This window comes from Microbacterium sp. 01T413_2 (genome assembly GCF_056398985.1).
This window is the reverse complement of record NZ_JBFTQL010000047.1, coordinates 1-16,971: the sequence shown is the minus strand read 5'-3', so window position 1 is coordinate 16,971 and position 16,971 is coordinate 1. Positions and strand designations below refer to the sequence as shown.

At 70.5% G+C, this 16,971-nt stretch carries 13 protein-coding genes; 6 read left to right on the top strand and 7 right to left on the bottom strand.

Annotation, left to right across the window (positions count from 1 at the left end; all coding sequences use genetic code 11):
* On the bottom strand, positions 1-519 hold a 519-nt coding region (locus tag AC1DMN_RS17585), incomplete at its 3' end, for a Rossmann-fold NAD(P)-binding domain-containing protein (protein ID WP_477384686.1).
* 130 nt (positions 520-649) lie between these two features.
* On the opposite strand from AC1DMN_RS17585, the gene AC1DMN_RS17580 reads away from it, so the two are divergent.
* From AC1DMN_RS17580 to AC1DMN_RS17560, 5 genes are all read left to right on the top strand, one after another.
* Complete coding sequence (locus tag AC1DMN_RS17580) at positions 650-1,987, top strand: sugar ABC transporter substrate-binding protein (RefSeq protein WP_477230346.1); 1,338 nt, start codon at positions 650-652, stop codon at positions 1,985-1,987.
* Positions 1,984-2,952, top strand: a complete 969-nt coding sequence (locus AC1DMN_RS17575; RefSeq protein WP_440734173.1) for a carbohydrate ABC transporter permease — start codon at positions 1,984-1,986, stop codon at positions 2,950-2,952. The genes AC1DMN_RS17580 and AC1DMN_RS17575 overlap by 4 nt, the downstream gene beginning before the upstream one ends.
* On the top strand, positions 2,949-3,815 hold the full coding sequence (locus tag AC1DMN_RS17570; RefSeq protein ID WP_440734174.1) for a carbohydrate ABC transporter permease: 867 nt from the start codon (positions 2,949-2,951) through the stop codon (positions 3,813-3,815). The genes AC1DMN_RS17575 and AC1DMN_RS17570 overlap by 4 nt, the downstream gene beginning before the upstream one ends.
* Positions 3,816-3,817: 2 nt before the next feature.
* Complete coding sequence (locus AC1DMN_RS17565; protein ID WP_477230345.1) at positions 3,818-5,908, top strand: alpha-L-fucosidase; 2,091 nt, start codon at positions 3,818-3,820, stop codon at positions 5,906-5,908.
* A gap of 114 nt (positions 5,909-6,022) precedes the next feature.
* Positions 6,023-7,489, top strand: coding sequence for a chondroitinase-B domain-containing protein (locus tag AC1DMN_RS17560; RefSeq protein WP_477230344.1), 1,467 nt, complete (start codon positions 6,023-6,025; stop codon positions 7,487-7,489).
* A gap of 213 nt (positions 7,490-7,702) precedes the next feature.
* Here AC1DMN_RS17560 and AC1DMN_RS17555 read toward each other — a convergent pair whose 3' ends face one another.
* The 6 genes from AC1DMN_RS17555 to AC1DMN_RS17530 form a co-directional block, all read right to left on the bottom strand.
* Positions 7,703-9,259, bottom strand: coding sequence for a polysaccharide lyase 6 family protein (locus tag AC1DMN_RS17555; protein WP_477230343.1), 1,557 nt, complete (start codon positions 9,257-9,259; stop codon positions 7,703-7,705).
* Positions 9,260-9,479: 220 nt separating this feature from the next.
* A complete protein-coding gene (locus AC1DMN_RS17550) occupies positions 9,480-10,232 on the bottom strand; it encodes a sugar phosphate isomerase/epimerase family protein (protein WP_477230342.1) in 753 nt (250 codons plus the stop codon).
* A gap of 257 nt (positions 10,233-10,489) precedes the next feature.
* The gene (locus tag AC1DMN_RS17545) at positions 10,490-11,356 is read right to left on the bottom strand and encodes a sugar phosphate isomerase/epimerase family protein (protein ID WP_441976848.1); all 867 of its coding nucleotides are present in this window, start codon (positions 11,354-11,356) and stop codon (positions 10,490-10,492) included.
* Positions 11,353-12,675 (bottom strand): dihydrodipicolinate synthase family protein, encoded by a 1,323-nt coding sequence (locus AC1DMN_RS17540; RefSeq protein WP_477230341.1) that lies wholly within the window; start codon positions 12,673-12,675, stop codon positions 11,353-11,355. The genes AC1DMN_RS17545 and AC1DMN_RS17540 overlap by 4 nt, the downstream gene beginning before the upstream one ends.
* An 8-nt stretch (positions 12,676-12,683) precedes the next feature.
* The gene (locus tag AC1DMN_RS17535; RefSeq protein WP_477384688.1) at positions 12,684-13,826 is read right to left on the bottom strand and encodes a Gfo/Idh/MocA family protein; all 1,143 of its coding nucleotides are present in this window, start codon (positions 13,824-13,826) and stop codon (positions 12,684-12,686) included.
* Positions 13,827-14,478: 652 nt separating this feature from the next.
* Positions 14,479-15,435 carry a LacI family DNA-binding transcriptional regulator gene (locus AC1DMN_RS17530; RefSeq protein ID WP_441976939.1) on the bottom strand — a complete coding sequence of 319 codons (957 nt, stop codon included), beginning with the start codon at positions 15,433-15,435 and terminating at the stop codon, positions 14,479-14,481.
* Positions 15,436-15,622: 187 nt separating this feature from the next.
* Here AC1DMN_RS17530 and galT point away from each other — a divergent pair, with 187 nt between their 5' ends.
* Positions 15,623-16,903: a galactose-1-phosphate uridylyltransferase gene (galT, locus tag AC1DMN_RS17525; protein WP_477384684.1), complete on the top strand. Its 1,281-nt coding sequence runs from the start codon at positions 15,623-15,625 to the stop codon at positions 16,901-16,903.
* Positions 16,904-16,971: the final 68 nt, after the last annotated feature.

Below are 16,971 nucleotides of genomic sequence, written 5' to 3'. Positions count from 1 at the left end.
GCCCTCCAGCCGCTCAGCGACCCTGCGCCCGATCTCGCCGAGCGCCACGAGCCCCACGGTGCGCCCGCGCGCGCCGGACGCCGCGCCCGCCGCGGCGAGCTGCCGTTCCCGGGCGTAGCGGCGCCGCGCGGCCGGCACCCCGCGTGCGGCGAGCACGATCTGTGCGACGGCGATCTCGGCCACGGGGTCGGCGTTCGCGGCGGCGGCCGAGACGACCGCGACCCCGCGCGCCCAGACCTCGGGGGCGATCATGTGCTTGACCGAGCCGGCCGCATGCAGCACGCCGCGCAGGTGCGGAGCGCGCTCCAGCAGAGCGCCGTCCACGACCGGCGCGCCCCAGCCGGTCAGCAGCAGTTCGGTGTCCCGAAGCGCATCCGGCTGATCCGCCAGCTCGTCCGCGGTGAGGAACGGTCGCTCCAGCGTCACGGTAGCGTCGATCATGGCCAGCACCTCGTCCGGGTAGACGTCGTGGCGACGCCGCTCCTCCATGACCAGCCGCGCGCGCATCCGCTCGCCCATTCCGACTCCCCTCTTCGCCGCGACRGGCGARACATCCGATCAATGATTGACAGCGTCTGCGGACCTACATTAGATTCGCGATCGACGCCTTGCAAAGTGGCAAGCGTTTGCCAAACCGACGGAGAACCCCATGCACAGCAGAATCCTGCGCACCGCCGCCCTGATCGGCGTCGCCACCCTCGCCCTCGCGGGCTGCTCGAGCACAGGCTCGGGCGCTCCGGCCGGCGTGAAGCAGAACGAGAAGTCGACCCTCGAGATCTGGATCCGCACCACCCCGGGCAGCCCGAGCGAGACCGCGCAGAAGGCGATGGTCGCCGCGTTCGAGAAGAAGACCGGCTACAAGGCCGAGCTCACCGCGATCTTCGACGACTTCGAGACCAAGCTCGCCCAGCGCGCGGGGCAGAAGGATCTGCCTGACATCGTCATGAACGACATCAGCCAGCTCGGCACGATGCACACGCAGGGCATCGTCCGCGAGGTGAGCGCCAAGGACGTGCCCCACGCCAAGGATCTCACCCCTCAGGCCGCCACCGCAGGCAAGGCGACCGACGGCAAGACCTACGCGATCCCCTACTCCGCGCAGGCGAACGCCCTGCTGGTCCGCAGCGACTGGCTGCAGAAGCTCGGCCTGCAGGCTCCGAAGACCTGGGACGACCTGGAGGCCGTCGCGAAGGCGTTCACCACCCAGGATCCCGACGGCGACGGGCAGGCCGACACCTATGGTCTCGCCGTTCCCGCCTCGACGAAGCGCGGATACGCCTCCTGGTACTTCTCCAACTTCCTCTGGGCCGCGGGCGGCGACTTCATCAAGAAGTCGGGCGGCGGCTACCTCCCCGCGATGAGCGATCTGGCCTCGGTCAAGGCGATGGAGTGGTTCCGCGGGCTGCAGTGCGACGCCAAGGTCGTGCAGCCCGGCGCGGTCAGCATGGACACCCCGCCCACCAACGAGGCCTTCGAGACCGGAGTGGCCGGGATGTACCTGACCGGGCCGTACATGCTGCCGCGGTTCGACAAGTCCCTCGGCGCCGACAAGTACGAGGTCGTCCCCGCACCCGAGGGCCCGAAGGACGCCGCGGTGCTCGCCGAGGGCGGCGCGATCTACCTCATGGCCGGATCCGAGAACCAGAAGGGCCAGAACGCGTTCGCCGACTGGTACATCGGCGCCGACGCGCAGAAGGCCGGCATGGAGGGCACGAACGGGACGTTCAGCGTGCAGCTGCCGGTGAACAAGACCGTGAAGGTGTCCGACGTGCGCGACGACAAGCGCTGGGAGACCTTCGCGACCGCCTACCAGGAGGACGGCCGCTACGCGCCGAACATCCCGAGCTGGACGCCGGTGCGTCAGATGACCGCCGACACCGTGAACGCGCTGCTCGCCGACTGCTCGCTCGACCTGAAGGCGGAGCTCTCCGACCTCGACGGCAAGCTCACCGCCGAACTGCTGACGCAGGGGATCCTCAAGAAGTGACGATCGACATCGTGGACACCGCACGCGCGGGATCCGCGCCGAGCACGGCGACGGAGGCCCTCCTGGTCCCGTCGCCGGCTCGGCGCCGCCGGCGGCGCACGCAGGGGCAGTGGTGGATCCCGTGGGCGTTCCTCACCCCCGCGCTGCTGCTCTTCCTGGTGTTCCGCTACATCCCGATGGTGCAGGCCGTCTCGATGTCGGTGGAGAACGTCCGCCCCTACCTCGGCAACGAGTTCGTCGGGCTCGCGAACTACCAGACGATCCTCTCGTCGGCCGACTTCCGCGACGCGACGATCAACACGCTCGTCCTCGCCTTCGGGCAGACCGCAGGAAGCCTCGGCGTCGGCTTCCTGCTGGCCCTGCTGCTGGAGGGCCAGACCCGCAAGCTCTCGTTCCTGCGCTCCGCCGCGTTCCTGCCCGTGGTCGTGCCCATGGCCGTCATCGCCGAGCTCTGGCGGATCATGTACTACCCGGCGGCGGACGGCTTCCTGAACTCGATCATCGGCCTCGTCGGGCTCGGCCCCAGCGAGTACATCAACGATCCGAGCACCGCGATGGGATCCATCATGGTGATGGGGATCTGGCGCGGCGCGCCGTACGACATGATGATCATCCTGGCCGGGCTCGCCGGCATCGACCGGGGTCTGTACGAGGCGGCGACCGTCGACGGGGCGAACCGCTGGCAGCGGATCCTGCACGTGACCCTGCCAGGCCTGCGCCCCGTGTTCACGATCCTGTTCATCCTCGCCGCCGTACGCGGCTTCCGGGTGTTCACCGAGGTGTTCCTGATGACCAACGGCGGCCCGAACGGCGCGACCGAGGTCGTCATGACCCTGCTCTACAAACTCGGCCTGGAACAGGGCAAGCTCGGCGTCGGCTCCGCCGGTGCGGTGCTGCTGTTCCTCGCGACGCTGGTGCTGACGGTCTTCGTGCAGCTCATCACCCGCAGGAGGAAGGACGCATGAGCGCCGGCACCGACACCGCCCTCGGACTGACCGAGAGCCGCACTCCCCTCGCGATCGCCGTCAAGGTCGTGCTGTACGCCGTCGTCGCGATCCTGTTCGCAGGCCCGCTGATCGCGCTGCTCGTCGGCGCGTTCGGCGAGGTCTCGGATCCGACCGAGCTCAGCGTCATCCCGACGCGGCCGACGCTTTCGAACTTCGGGATCGCGATCGACTACGGCGTGCTGAAGTACCTGGCGAACTCGTTCTTCGTGGTCGGGTTCGGCCTGCTGCTGCAGGTCATCGTCTCGGTGCTCGCCGGGTATGCCCTGGCCCGCAAGCGGTTCCGCTTCTCGGCGCTGGTGATGGTCGCGATCCTCGCGACCATGATGCTGCCGGAGGAGATCCTCGCCCTGCCGCTGTCGATCCTGCTGTCGGATCTGCCGCTCGTGCACATCAACCTGATGGGAACGCTGGCCGGCATGATCGTGCCGCTGGGCGCCTGGGCGTTCTCGATCCTCGTGATGACCGAGTTCATGAAGGACGTGCCGATCGAGCTGGAGGAAGCCGCCCGCATCGACGGCGCCGGGGAGCTCCGCGTGTTCGCGCAGATCATCGTGCCGCTCTGCAAGCCCGCCCTCGGCGTGGTCGGGGTGTTCGGGTTCACGATGATCTGGGATCAGTACCTGCTGCCGCTGCTCGTCTCCACCAGCAACGCCACGTACACGCTGCCGCTCGCGCTGCGCACGCTGCGCATCGATCCCGAGGTCACCCCTGGCGTCATCATGGCGGCCTCGCTGCTGGCGCTCGCCCCGTCGGTGATCGTGTTCCTGCTGTTCCAGCGGTCCTTCGCGCGGGGCCTCACCTCTGGCGCGCTGAAGGGCTGATCGTGACGGTGCTGCAGATCGACGGCGTGGTGGGACTGCGCGACGTGGGCGGGATCCCCGCCGGATCCGCCCGCGTCCGCCCCGGGCGGCTGTACCGCTCCGGCGCGCTGTCGGATGTCGACCGGCGCGGGGCGGAGCAACTGCGCGCCCGGGTCGGCCGGATCGTCGATCTGCGCTCGGACGACGAGGTCGCCGAAGCCCCGACGGTGCTGGCCGATGTGGAGATCGTCCGCCTCCCGCTGTACCACGGGTCGCCGCGCTCGTTCTTCCTGGAGGGTTACGACCTCGCCGGGATCTACCGGCACCTGCTGGCGGAGTCGATGCCCGAGCTCGTCGCCGCGATCCGCGCGATCGCCGAGGGCGAGGCCGTCCTGGTGCACTGCACCGCAGGCAAGGACCGCACCGGACTCGTGATCGCGCTCGCCCTGGCGGCGGTCGGGGCACACCGCGACGAGGTCGTGGCCGACTACGCCCTCACCTCATCGCTCATCCCCGAGGCCCGCCGCCGCGCCACCTCGGAGCGGCTGCGCCGTGCCTACCCGCAGTCGCCGCACGCCGCCGCGCTCGCCACGGAGTCGCCTGCCGCGGTCATGCGGGACGTGCTCGCCGAGATCGACGCCACGCACGGATCCGTCCGAGCACTGCTCGCCGCACACGGGATGACCGCGGAGGAGCTCTCGGCGCTGGACCGCGCCCTGCTCGATGCCGAGCCGTGCCCGCCGGCACCGGGGCAGACGCCGCTCACCGCCCACCCCCGCGATGCCCAGACCTCTCCCGCCGTCGACCCCGCCCCCGGAGACCGCATGCCCGCCCCTGCAGACCTGACCTGGTTCGTCGACGCCCGCCTCGGCATGTTCGTGCACTGGGGGCTGTACTCCCTCGCCGCGCGGCACGAGTGGGTCAAGAGCCGGGAACGGTTGAGCGACGCCGATTACGAGTCCTACCGCGCGCACTTCGACCCCGACCGGTTCGACCCGCGCGCGTGGGCTCGCATCGCGCGCGAGGCAGGGGCCGGCTACGTCGTGCTCACCGCCAAGCACCATGACGGCTTCTGCCTGTGGGACTCGGCCCTGACCGACTACACCACGATGAACACGCCGTTCGGCCGGGATGCGGTGGCCGAGTTCGTCGCAGCGTGCCGGGCCGAGGGCCTGCGCGTGGGTCTGTACTACTCGCTCATCGACTGGCACCACGAGTCCTTCCCCGTCGACGGCACGCATCCGCAGCGCGACGACGAGGAGTTCAAAGCCGCCACCGTCGACCGCGACGTGCGCGACTACCAGCCGTACCTGCACGGCCAGGTGCGCGAACTGCTCACCCGCTACGGTCGGATCGACTACCTGTTCTTCGACTTCTCCTACACGCACCGCCCCGACTACTGGGGCGGCAAGGGCGCTGAGGACTGGGACGCGGAGAACCTCCTCGCCCTGGTCCGGGAGCTGCAGCCGGGGATCATCGTGAACGACCGGCTCGGGATCCCCGGCGACATCGTCACGCCGGAGCAGTACCAGCCGCTCGCGCCGATGACCCGCGACGGCGAAGAGGTGCCCTGGGAGGCGTGCCAGACGCTCAACGGCAGCTGGGGCTACGACCGCGACAACCATGAGTTCAAGACCGCCGAGTCCCTCATCCGCCTCCTCGTCGACGGGGTGTCGAAGAACGGCAACCTGCTGCTGAACATCGGCCCCGACGGCCGCGGCAGGCTCGGCAGGGATGCCGAGGAGATCTTCGGCGGGATCGGCACGTGGATGGACGATCACGCGCGGGCCATCCGCGGTGCCGGGCCCGCGCCGTTCACTCCGCCGGCCGATGTGAGGTACACGCTGCGCGGTGACCGGCTCTACGCCCACCTGTTCGCCTGGCCGTTCAAGCACCTGCATCTGCCGGGCCTCGCGGGGCGGGTGCGCTACGCGCAGCTCATGACCGACGCCTCCGAGCTCGTGCCGCTGCACGTGGATCCGGATCGGGTCGCGCAGAACACCCTCATGGGCGGACTGCCGTCCGGCACCCTCACCCTTCAGCTCCCGATGCAGCGCCCCGACACGGCCGTGCCCGTCGTGGAGCTGTTCCTGACCGACGACGCGATCGCCTGAGGATCCGCCCGCCGCGCCGCCGCCCAGCCCACCCACGGTCCCCGAGCCATCGAGGGGACCGCCGTCGACCCTGCGCCGAAACCAGCGCAGGCGCATCACTCAACGAGGAGGATCATGAAGAGACGCACTTTCATCCTGTCCGCCGCCGGCGCCGCTCTGGCGCTGACGGGCATCCCGGGCGCAGCACAGGCCGTCGGACCCCGCGCGGGCATCGTGCCCGGGTTGGACGGCCGCGGCCCGTACACGTCGGTGTCGGATCTGGCCGCCCTGCAGACCGCGATCGACACGGCCCAGGAGGGCGCGACGATCGTCGTCGCGAACGGCACGTACGCCGTGCCGGACGGATCCCCGATCCGGCTCGCGGGCGTGAGCGGTCGCTGGAACAAGCACCTCACGATCATGGCCGAGAGCGTCGGCGGCGTCACGTTCACGGGCGCGCAGAGCTTCGTGTTCGACGGCGCCCACCACGTGACTCTCAGCGGGTTCGTGTTCACGCAGTCCACCACCTTCGAGATCCCCGCCTCGTGCCAGGCGATCACGCTCAGCCGCAATGAGTTCGTCCTGGCCGACATCGAGGGTCTGCACAACGTGATGGTGCGCGCCGACGACACCGTGATCGAGTACAACCACTTCCACGGCAAGTCGACGCTGGGCATCTACCTCGGCATCGAGGGCGGCCAGCCCACCGACATGGCCCAGAACGTGCACATCCACCACAACTACTTCTCGGACCACACCTTCCCCGGCGACAACGGCGGCGAGCCGATCCGCCTGGGCGTGAGCCCCCGGGCGCTGAGCAGCGCGCACGCGATCGTCGAGTACAACCTGTTCGAGCGGTGCAACGGCGACCCCGAGGCGATCTCGGTGAAGTCGAGCGACAACACGGTGCGGTACAACACCATCCGGGATTCCCTCGGCGGCATCGTGCTGCGGCACGGCAACCGCACCCGGATCGAGTCGAACCACATTCTGAACGGCGAGAACGGCATCCGGATCTACGGCAACGACCACGTGATCGTGAACAATCTCATCACGGGGATCAGCGGCTCGGCGATCGTGATCGGCTGCGGCACGCTGCGCGACCACTACGAGGGCGAGCCCTCCACCTCGCGCACCAAGAACGATGCACCCGACCGGGTGCGGATCGCGCTGAACTCGCTCATCGACGTGGGCGGCGGCATCATCGGCGAGACCGCGCGGCCGATCGAGCCGGACGACTGCGTGATCGTGGACAACCTCGTCGTCTCGGACCGCGGTTCGCTCGCGCTCGTCCCGAAGTCGAAGAACTTCACGTGGTCGGGCAACATCCTCTGGGGTGCGGCGGCGGACGGCGACGCGCCCGCGACCGGATTCACTCGGGTGGATCCGCTCCTGGCACTGGACGACGAGGGCCTGCCTCGCATCGGCGCGGGCAGCCCCGCGATCGATGCCGCGACCCAGGACCACACGGCGTGGGTGAGCGACGACATCCTGGGCCGCCATCGCACTGGGGCCGCCGACATCGGTGCGCACGAGTACTCCGCCGCGCACGCGCGGCGCACGCCGCTGCACACGGGGGACGTCGGTCCGCTGAGCGCCTGAGCGGCCGAGGCTGAGGGCCTGAGCACGAAGAGAGGCCGGATCGGGGTGGGCTCCGATCCGGCCTCTCCTCGCGTGCTCCCTGCCGGCTTCTGAGCGGCGGGTTTGGCATTCGGTTGCCGCAGTGGATCCGGCGCGCCTGGCCCTCCCGCAGCCACGGAGAGGGCGCCGGACTCGAAGTCCGGCGCCCTCTCGACTCGGGGGCGCTCGTCCCGGCTACGGGGCGCTGGGGCCGACGTTCGCTGTGGTGAGCGGGGCCCGCGTCGCCGGGCTGCTCGTCACCTCCTGGGCGCCGATGTCGTACACGCCGGTGCGCGCACGCCCGTCGAGATCGTCGGTGACCCAGTCGGCGTGGTTGGCCTGCGTCGCCGCGTTCACGGCCGGGCTGGACGCGGCGATCTTCCAGGTTCCGACGGCATCCTGCGCGAGCTGCGGATCCACCCGCGTGAAGCCGACCTTCGGGATGTTGCCGTTGGCCGCGGCGCCCCAGATGATGTTTCCCCGCCAATAGAAGTCCTGCATGAGCGGGACGTTGCCGAGGTAGCCCGTCTGCCCGCGCACGATGTTGTCCACGATCGTCACGTTGAGCGGTGGAACCGTGCGATTCGTCTCGCCGATGATCCCGCCTCCGTTGTCGACCAGGGTGTTCAGTGCGATCCGGATCCGGTCGGGGGCGTCGTTGCCCTTCCTGTCATCCGCCGGCTCCCCCTCGTAATGGTCGCGCTCGGTACCGGATCCGATCACGATGCCTTCCTTGCTGAGCCCGGCCACGTAGTTGTTCACGATGACGTGGTCGTTGCCGTAGATGCGGATGCCGTTGGCGCCGCCGATGATCCTGTTGCCGACCACCGTGTTGCCGTTGCCGTGCCGCAGCACGATGCCGCCGAAGCTGTCGCGGACGGTGTTGTAGCGGATCGTGTTGCCGCTGGACTTCACCGAGATCGTCTCCGGGTCGCCGTTGGCCCTCTCGAAGAGGTTGTTCTCGACGATCGCTCCGGCGGTGCTGAGCGCGCGGGGGCTGACTCCGAGGCGGATGCACTCGCCGCCGTTCTTACCGGCGAAGCTCTGGTCGGAGAAGTAGTTGTGGTGCACCTTGACGCCGGTGGCCATCTCCGTCGTCCCGGCCCCCTCGATGCCCAGATAGACGCCGATCGTGCTCTTGCCATGGAACCAGCTGTACTCGACGACGGAGTCGTCCGCGCGCACGATCAGGTTGTGCTCGGCGCTCTGCGCGAAGGCGAACTCGTCACGACTGAACGTGATCGCGCGGCTGTCGGCGGGGACCTCGAGCGTCGTGGACTGGGTGAACCGGAAGCCCCGCAGCACGACGTCGTGCGCGCCCGAGAAGGTGAAGCTCGAGGCGCCGGTGAGGGTCACTCCGCCGACCGACTCCGCAGTGATCGTCACCGGGTTCCCCGACGCCCCGCCGCCAGCGACGGCGACAGCGGATCCGACCGCGTAGGTGCCGTTCTTCAGGGTGATCGTGTCGCCGGGCCGTGCGGCCGCGATCGCCGTCTGCAGCTGCGCCAGCGTGCTCACGGTGGACGTCGTCGTCACGGTGGCGCCTCGGGATGCCGCGGCGGCACCAGGGCCCACCCCCGCGGCGGCACCAGGGCCCACCCCCGCGGCGGCGGCAGGGCCCACCCCCGCGGCGGCGGCGTGAGCGAGGTCGAGAGAGGAGGCGGGGCGTTCGGCGGCGCTCGCGACGCCCGCGCCGCTGAGCGCGAGGCCCGCGGCCGCGACGACCGCGAGCAGTGTTCGAGTGGTCTTCATCTGGGGTTCCGATCTTCTTCGATGGATCTCCGCCTGCGATGCCGGACGACGACCGCGACACGCACCTGTCCTGCGACGCAGGACGTCTTCGTGCAGCGCGCGGCGGATCTTGTGGGAAAACTGCCTTCCGTCCGATCATGTCGATCTCGCGCCCAGATGGCAAGCGTTTGCCATACATTTGGCGAGCCGTCGTCACCTCGTCGAGGACGCACCCTCTCCGTCAGGTGAGGTAGGCGCGCAGTGCCGCTGCTTCCGCCGCGAGCGCCGCCGGGTCATCGTCCGGCACGAACTCGAGAAGGGCGTCGCGCGGCGGCACAGGGGCTGCGGCCGCGGCGGCGAAGAACGCCCGCCACAGCCCGTCGCGGGCGGTGAGGGGCAGCCGCTGGGTCGCGGGCCACCAGGAGAACACGTGCGCGGCCGAGACGTGGTCGGCGATCCGCTCGTACTCGGCCACCGCGACCGCGTCGGACGCCGACACGGTGGGCTGCCAGTACGTCCCGAGATGCGGGCTGCCGACCTCCTCCAGCACGCGGAGCGTCTGCTCGGCATCGTCGGCGAGCGTGCGCCCATGGAACTCCAGCGCGAGCGAGATCCCCCGACTCCCCGCTTGCTCGGCAGCGACGGCAAGGGCGTCGACGGTCGCTGCCCGCTCCGCCGCGGTGGCGTCCGCCGAACCGATGCGGCCGGCCCATACCCGGATCCGGTCCGCGCCGAGCGCCTCGGCCGAATCCAGGACCGGGGCGATGTCCTCCCCGTGTTCCGCGCGGAAGTACGAGCCGTACGAGGCCACGGCCAGCCCGGCATCGGCCGTGATCCGTGCGACCTCGGCGGCGCGCACGGCATCGCCCGGGGGCACGTGCACATCGCCGCCCCATTCGATCGCCTTGAGCCCGGCGCTCGCTGCGAGCGCGGCGATCGCCGCCGGATCCAGCTGCCGGAAGGTCACGGAGCACAGCCCGGGTCGGATGGTCATGGGATCAGCCTTTCATGTGGCGTCGGCGGGATTGGGTGTTCCGGACTCAGTCAAATTCGGCGTTCATGGTCGGGTTCTCGCCCACATGGGTCCGAATCGACTGAGTTTCGAACGCCGCGCCGCGGGCATGGTCCTCTGAGCGACCCTCAGCGCCCTTCGTCTCTCTGCGCGCGCTCAGGGACCACGCACGAAAGTCCCTGGGCGAGGAACCCAGCGACGAGACGAAGGCGCGCGAGCCATGGGCGCATCCAGGCCCCTCAGCCGAGGTGGGGCGAGATCGCCGCGCCGAACGACTCGGCAGTGCGGCGCACGACCTCGGCCGGATCCTCCGCCCAGATGTCGGCGTTGAAGATCTCCACCTCGATGTCGCGGTCGTACCCCGTCGCCACGACGGCCCGGGTGAGCGAGGCGAAGTCGATGACGCCGTCGCCCGGGTAGTGCCGGCTGAGCAGCACATCGGCGGGCAGCGGCGTCTTCCAGTCGCACACCTGGTAAGTCGCGATGCGCCCCTCCCGGCCAGCACGGGCGATCTGGTCGAGAACCTGCGGATCCCACCAGATGTGGAACGTGTCGACCGTCGCACCGACCACCGTCGGGTCGAAGTCGGCCGCGATGTCGAGCGCCTGCCCGAGCGTGGAGACGACGCAGCGGTCGGATCCGAACATCGGGTGCAGCGGCTCGATCGCGAGGGTCACTCCGGCGGCGGCGGCATCGGTCGAGAGCTCGCCGATCGCGTCGCGCACTCGTTCGCGGGCGCCGATCAGGTCGCGGGATCCCTCGGGCAGCCCGCCGGCGACCAGCACCAGGATCGCTGTGGACCCCTCCGCCCCGGCGGCGGCGAGTGTCGCGGTCTCCTCGATCGCGCGGCGGTTGTCGCCGAGCGCGGCGACGCGCTCCGGCCCGGCCGGCAGTGTGAAGAACCCGCCGCGGCAGTGCGTGGTGAAGCGCAGTCCGGAGTCGGCGAGCATCCGCGCCGCCACGTCGAGCCCGACTTCGTTCACAGGCTCGCGCCACAGGCCGATGCCCTGCACACCCGCCTCGGCCGTGACGCGGAGCGCGGTGGCGAGGTCGGCGTACTTGATCGTGGCCTGGTTGATCGACAGGCGAGGGTCGACGGCGGTCATGCGGTCACTCCGTTCAGGGCGAGCATGCCGTGCCACCGCTCGCGCGCGAGCTCCGGATCCTCGAGCGCGAGCGAGGCGTTCGCGAGCTCGACGATGCGGCTGAGGTGCGGCAGGCTGCGCGCGGAGTGCAGGCCGCCCACCATCTGGAACGCGGGCTGGTGGCCGTTCAGCCAGGACAGGAATGCGACGCCGGTCTTGTAGTAGAACGTGGGCGCGGCGAATACCTGCCGGCTGAGCTCCTCCGTCGGACCGAGGATCTCGAGGTAGCGGGCCGGATCTCCGGCGTCGAGCGCCTGGATCGCGGCCGAGGCGACCGGGGTGATCGCGGCGAAGGCCCCGAGCAGCGCGTCGGAGTGGGCACGGCGGGCGCTGGAGCGAACCTCGTGCTCGCCGACAGCACGTGTTGTCGCCGAGTGCACACCCTGTTCACGCGAAGAAGGTGTGCTCTCGGCGAATTCATGTACACTCGCCGGGCCGAAGCCCGCACCGGCAACACCGTCGCCGCCCGCCGCGCCGTCGGCCGGATCCTCGCCGCCGATGAGTCCGACGTAGTTGAAGTCGTCGCCGGTGAACATGCGCACGCCCTCGGGAAGCTGCTCGCGCACCGCGATCTCGGACTCGGCGTTCAGCAGGCTCATCTTGACGCCCGCGACCTTGCCCGGGTTCTCCGCGATGATCCGCAGCAGCGTCCCGGACGCGTCGCGCCAGTCACCGGATCCGAAGTATCCCTCCAGCTGGGGGTCGAACGCGGTGCCGAGCCAGTGCAGCACGACCGGCGTGGTCGCCTGCTGCAGCACCGCGGCGTACACGCGCAGGTAGTCGGTGCGCGACTCCGCCACGCGGGCGAGGTGACGGGAGGCCATCAGCACGGGGCCGGCGCCCTGCTCCTCGGTGAAGTGCAGCTGCTCGACGTAGGCGTCGATCACCTGCGGCAGCGAGATGCGCTCCGCCTCGACGTGGTCGGTGTTGACGCCGACGACGACGGATCCGCCCTCCTCCCGGGCGACCGCGGCGCTGCGGGCGATGAGCTCACGGGTCGCCGCCGCATCGAGGCCCATGTTGCGCTGCGCGGTGTCCATGGCGTCGGCGACGCCCAGACCCCACGAGTACACGTTGCGGCGGAACGCGAGCGTCGCGTCCCAGTCGATGTCGGCCGGCTGGCCGGGGGTGTTGTCGGCGTGCACCTTCGGCACCACGTGCGCCGCGGCGTAGGCCACGCGACTCTGCAGCGGTGCGGTCGGACGCTCGTAGGCGCCGGCGCCGTTGAGCTCGGCCTCGGAGGTTGCACCGTCGGCCGCGAGGAGGCGGATCGTCGTCATCGTGCGCCTCAGCCCTCGTTCGAGCCGGCCAGGCTCAGCGCGGGCAGCGCGATCTTGCGCCCCTCGGCGGAGGAGCGCAGGCCCGCCTCGGCGAGCTGCACGCCGCGGGCGCCGGCCAGCAGGTCGAAGGCGTAGTCGGTGCCGAGCACGTAGGACTCCAGGTACTCCTCCCACTGCTGGCGGAAGCCGTTCAGGAAGACGTCGTTCACCGGCACGTCGGCCCAGTCGGCGTCGTAGTCGTGCGCGTCGGCCAGGTCGGGGTTCCACACCGGCTTCGGGGTGGCGTTGCGGTGCTGGATCTTCGCGCCGAACAGGCCGACGACGGCGGATCCGTGCGTGCCGTCGACCTGGAACTCGACCAGCTCATCCCGGTTCACGCGCACGGTCCAGCTGGAGTTGATCTCGGCGATGACGCCGCCCTCGAGCTCGAAGATCCCGTACGCCGCGTCCTCGGCGGTGGCGGTGTAGTGCTCGCCGTTCTCGTCCCAGCGGTCGGCGATGTGCACCGCGGCCTGAGCGTAGACGCTCTTGACCTCGCCGAACAGGTTCTCCATGACGTAGTTCCAGTGCGGGAACATGTCGCTGATGATGCCGCCGCCGTCCTCGGTGCGGTAGTTCCAGCTCGGACGCTGGGCGGGCTGCCAGTCACCTTCGAACACCCAGTAGCCGAACTCTCCGCGCACGGACAGGATCCGCCCGAAGAAGCCGGAATCGATGAGGCGCTTGAGCTTCTGCAGACCGGGCAAGTAGAGCTTGTCGTGCACGACGCCGGTCTTGACCCCGGCCGCCTGCGCCAGACGGGCGAGCTCGAGTGCCTCCTCAACCGACTCGGCGGTGGGCTTCTCGGTGTAGATCGCCTTGCCCGCGGCGATGGCCTTGCGGATCGCGGTCGCCCGCGCCTTGGTGACGAGGAAGTCGGCGTAGATCTCCCACTGCGGATCCGCGAGCGCGGCGTCGAGGTCGGTCGTCCAGTCTTCGATGCCGTGCTYGGCGGCGAKYTCSGCGAGCTTCTGCGCGCTGCGGCCGACGAGGATCGGCTTCACGGTGACGCGGGTGCCGTCGGGCAGCTCGATGCCGCCCTGCTCGCGGATCGCGAGGATCGAGCGCACCAGGTGCTGGCGGTAGCCCATGCGCCCGGAGACGCCGTTCATGATGATGCCGATCTCGCGGGTGGTGCTCTCAGCCACGGTGCTTCCTTCGTCTCATGCTCGCCCGGCGGTTCATTCGTGGATACCGATTCGGGTAAGCGCTTTCCAGTTGGATCATCTTGACACGGGAACGCGCTTACCGCAAGACGGGCGCCGTGGCTCGAGGGGGCGCCCCGCCCGCCCGTAGCGGCGATCCCGCCACCAGGCCGGGACCGGGACGGGCACCCAGGACCCCAGCGCCCAAGCATCGGCACCAGCACCAGCACCAGCACCAGCACCCCAGCACCCCAGCACCCCAGCACCCCAGCACCCCAGCACCCCAGCACCCCAGCACCCCAGCACCCCAGCATCGGCATCAGCAGCGCCACCTCCGCCGTCCCGCCACCTTCATCGCGTCATCGTCGACGCTCAGGTCGCACTTTCTGCTCCAAAACGCCACGGGAAGAGCAGAAAGTGCGACCTGAACGGAAGAAGCGGAGTCCGAGGGACGGATCCGGAGGACGAAGTCGAAACGCGGACGCGGAGCCGAAGGGCGGCAGCGAATCTCGGATCCGAGGGCTCGCAGGGTGGCAACGAATCTCGGATCCGAGGGCTCGCAGGGTGGCAACGAATCCCGAACCCGGAGGGAGCGCGGGGCCACGCGCTCGTGCGGGGGCTACGCGCTGGTGCGGACGATCAACGCGGGCGTCAGCAGAGCCGGATCCGGCGCATCCCGCCCCTCGACCCGGTCGACGACGAGGCGCACAGCCTGCTCGCCGAGCGCGGCGAAGTCCTGCCGGATCGTGGTCAGCGGCGGGCGGAACTCGGCCGCGTCGGCGATGTCGTCGAAACCGAGCACGACGACGTCCTCGGGCACGCGCCGGCCGGCGTCGGCGAGCGCGCGCAGCAGGCCGAGCGCCATCTGGTCATTGGCAGCGAAGACGGCGGTCACCGATGCATCGGCGGCGAGCACTCCGCCACGGTCGTGGCCCGAACCCGCACTCCAATCCCCGCGCACCGGGTCGGGGATCCGAAGCTCCCGCGCGGTGAGCTCCTCCCGCCAGCCGCGCTCGCGCTCCGCCGCGGCGAACGAGCCTTCGGGCCCCGCCAGGTGGTGCACGGTCACGGCCCCGCGGTCCAGCAGGTGTGCGGTCGCCGCACGAGCGCCCGCCGCATGGTCGGTGCCGATGACGGTGAACCGCGGGTCGGCGGGAGAGTCCACGACGACGAGGGCGAGCCCGGCCGGATCCGCGTCACGGGCCAGCGCGGAGGCCTCGTTCAGCACGATCGCCCCGTCGACGCCCTGGTCGTGAAGCCGATCGAAGGCTTCGCCGATGCGCCCCTCGGCCCCGAGGGTGACGACGGCGAGCGCGTAGCCCCGCGCCTCCGCGGCCTCGGCGACGGCCTGCAGGAGCGCGGAGTTGCCGACCGTGGCGAGGGTCTGCGCGACCACGCCGAGAGTCTCGGATCGCCCCGTGCGCAACGCCCGAGCGGCGCGATGCGGACGGTAGCCGAGCTCAGCCATGGCCTCTTCGACCCGTTCCCGCGTGGCCGGATCCACTCGGGGGCTGTCGTTCACGACGCGGGAGACTGTCTGCCCGGACACCCCGGCACGTGCGGCGACCATCGCCATCGAGACGCGCCCGGTCGGTTTCGGACCGCGCCGAGCTGACGCGGACGACTCTCCGCCGGCGATCCGCCGCAGCTCCTCGAGCTCGTCGTCGTGCTTCGGCATCGGCCCGCCTCTCCCCTGCCGGCCCCTGCGCGTGCCGATCTCAGGAGTGTTGACGCTATCACGCCGCGTGCCCTATCGTGTTTACGTGAACATGGAAATCGAGCCTGAGTTCGGCACAGCCACTGGCGCCGCCGCGGCCTCGGGTAGCACGGCCGAAGCTTCCGGCACTGTGGCGGCCTCCGGACCCGGCACCTCCGTCGAGGTCACTGCGCTCGGCGCCGGCGTGGTCAAGCGCGCCACGCGCCTCGCCGACGGCCGCGACCTCATCTACTACGACGACGCCGGATCCGCCCTCACCGCGGATCGCTCGATCGATTCCCGCACCCTGGATCCCCGCCCCGAGACGGCGACGATGCGCCAGGACGTGCTGACCGGCGACTGGATCACGTTCGCCACCAAGCGCCAGACCCGGGTGATGATGCCGAGCGCGGATGCGGATCCGCTCGCACCCCAGTCTCCGACGAACCCCTCCGAGGTGCCGTCGCGCTACGACGTGGCGGTGTTCGAGAACCGCTCCCCGTCGTTCGGCCCGGCACTCGCCGATGCCGCCGGCGCCGCCCCGGCCGCGGTCGACCCGCCCCAGGGCCTCGCCGACCTCGAGGCGATCGGCATCGAGCGCACCCGCACCAGCGTGGGCCGGTGCGAGGTCGTCTGCTTCAGCCCCGAGCATGCGGGGTCCTTCGGCACGCAGTCGGTCGCCCGTGCGCGCACCGTGATCGAGGCCTGGGCCGACCGCACCGCGGCCCTGAGCGCGCTGCCCGGCATCGAGCAGGTGTTCCCGTTCGAGAACCGCGGCGAGGCGATCGGCGTCACCCTCCCCCATCCGCACGGGCAGATCTACGCCTACCCGTACGTGACCCCGCGCACGCAGCGGCTGCGCGAGAGCATCGCCCGCACCGGCKCCGAYCTSTTCGACCGGATCCTGGACGCSGARCAGCGMTCSGARCGSGTCGTGCTGCAGGGCGAGCACTGGACCGCGTTCGTGCCGTTCGCCGCGCGCTGGCCGCTCGAGGTGCAGCTGATGCCGCACCGGCACGTGCCCGACTTCACCGCGCTGGACGACGCCGAGCGCGATGAGCTCGCCCCGCTCTACCTACACCTGCTGCGCGGCGTGGACGCACTCTACGAGACGCCCACCGCGTACATCGCCGCCTGGCACCAGGCGCCCGTGCACGTCGGACGCGACGAGATCCGGATGCGGCTCGAGCTCACCAGTCCCCGTCGCGCCGCGGACAAGCTGAAGTTCCTGGCCGGATCCGAGTCGGCGATGTCGGCATGGACCGCCGAGATCCTGCCCGAGGACGCCGCCGCGCGCCTGCGCGACGCGATCGCATCCGTCCCCCTGCCCGTCGAGGAGACCCGATGACCCCCGCTCGCGCCACCGACCCCGTGGTCGCCACCGAGCCCACCGCCGTCACCGCCGCGGCTCCCGCG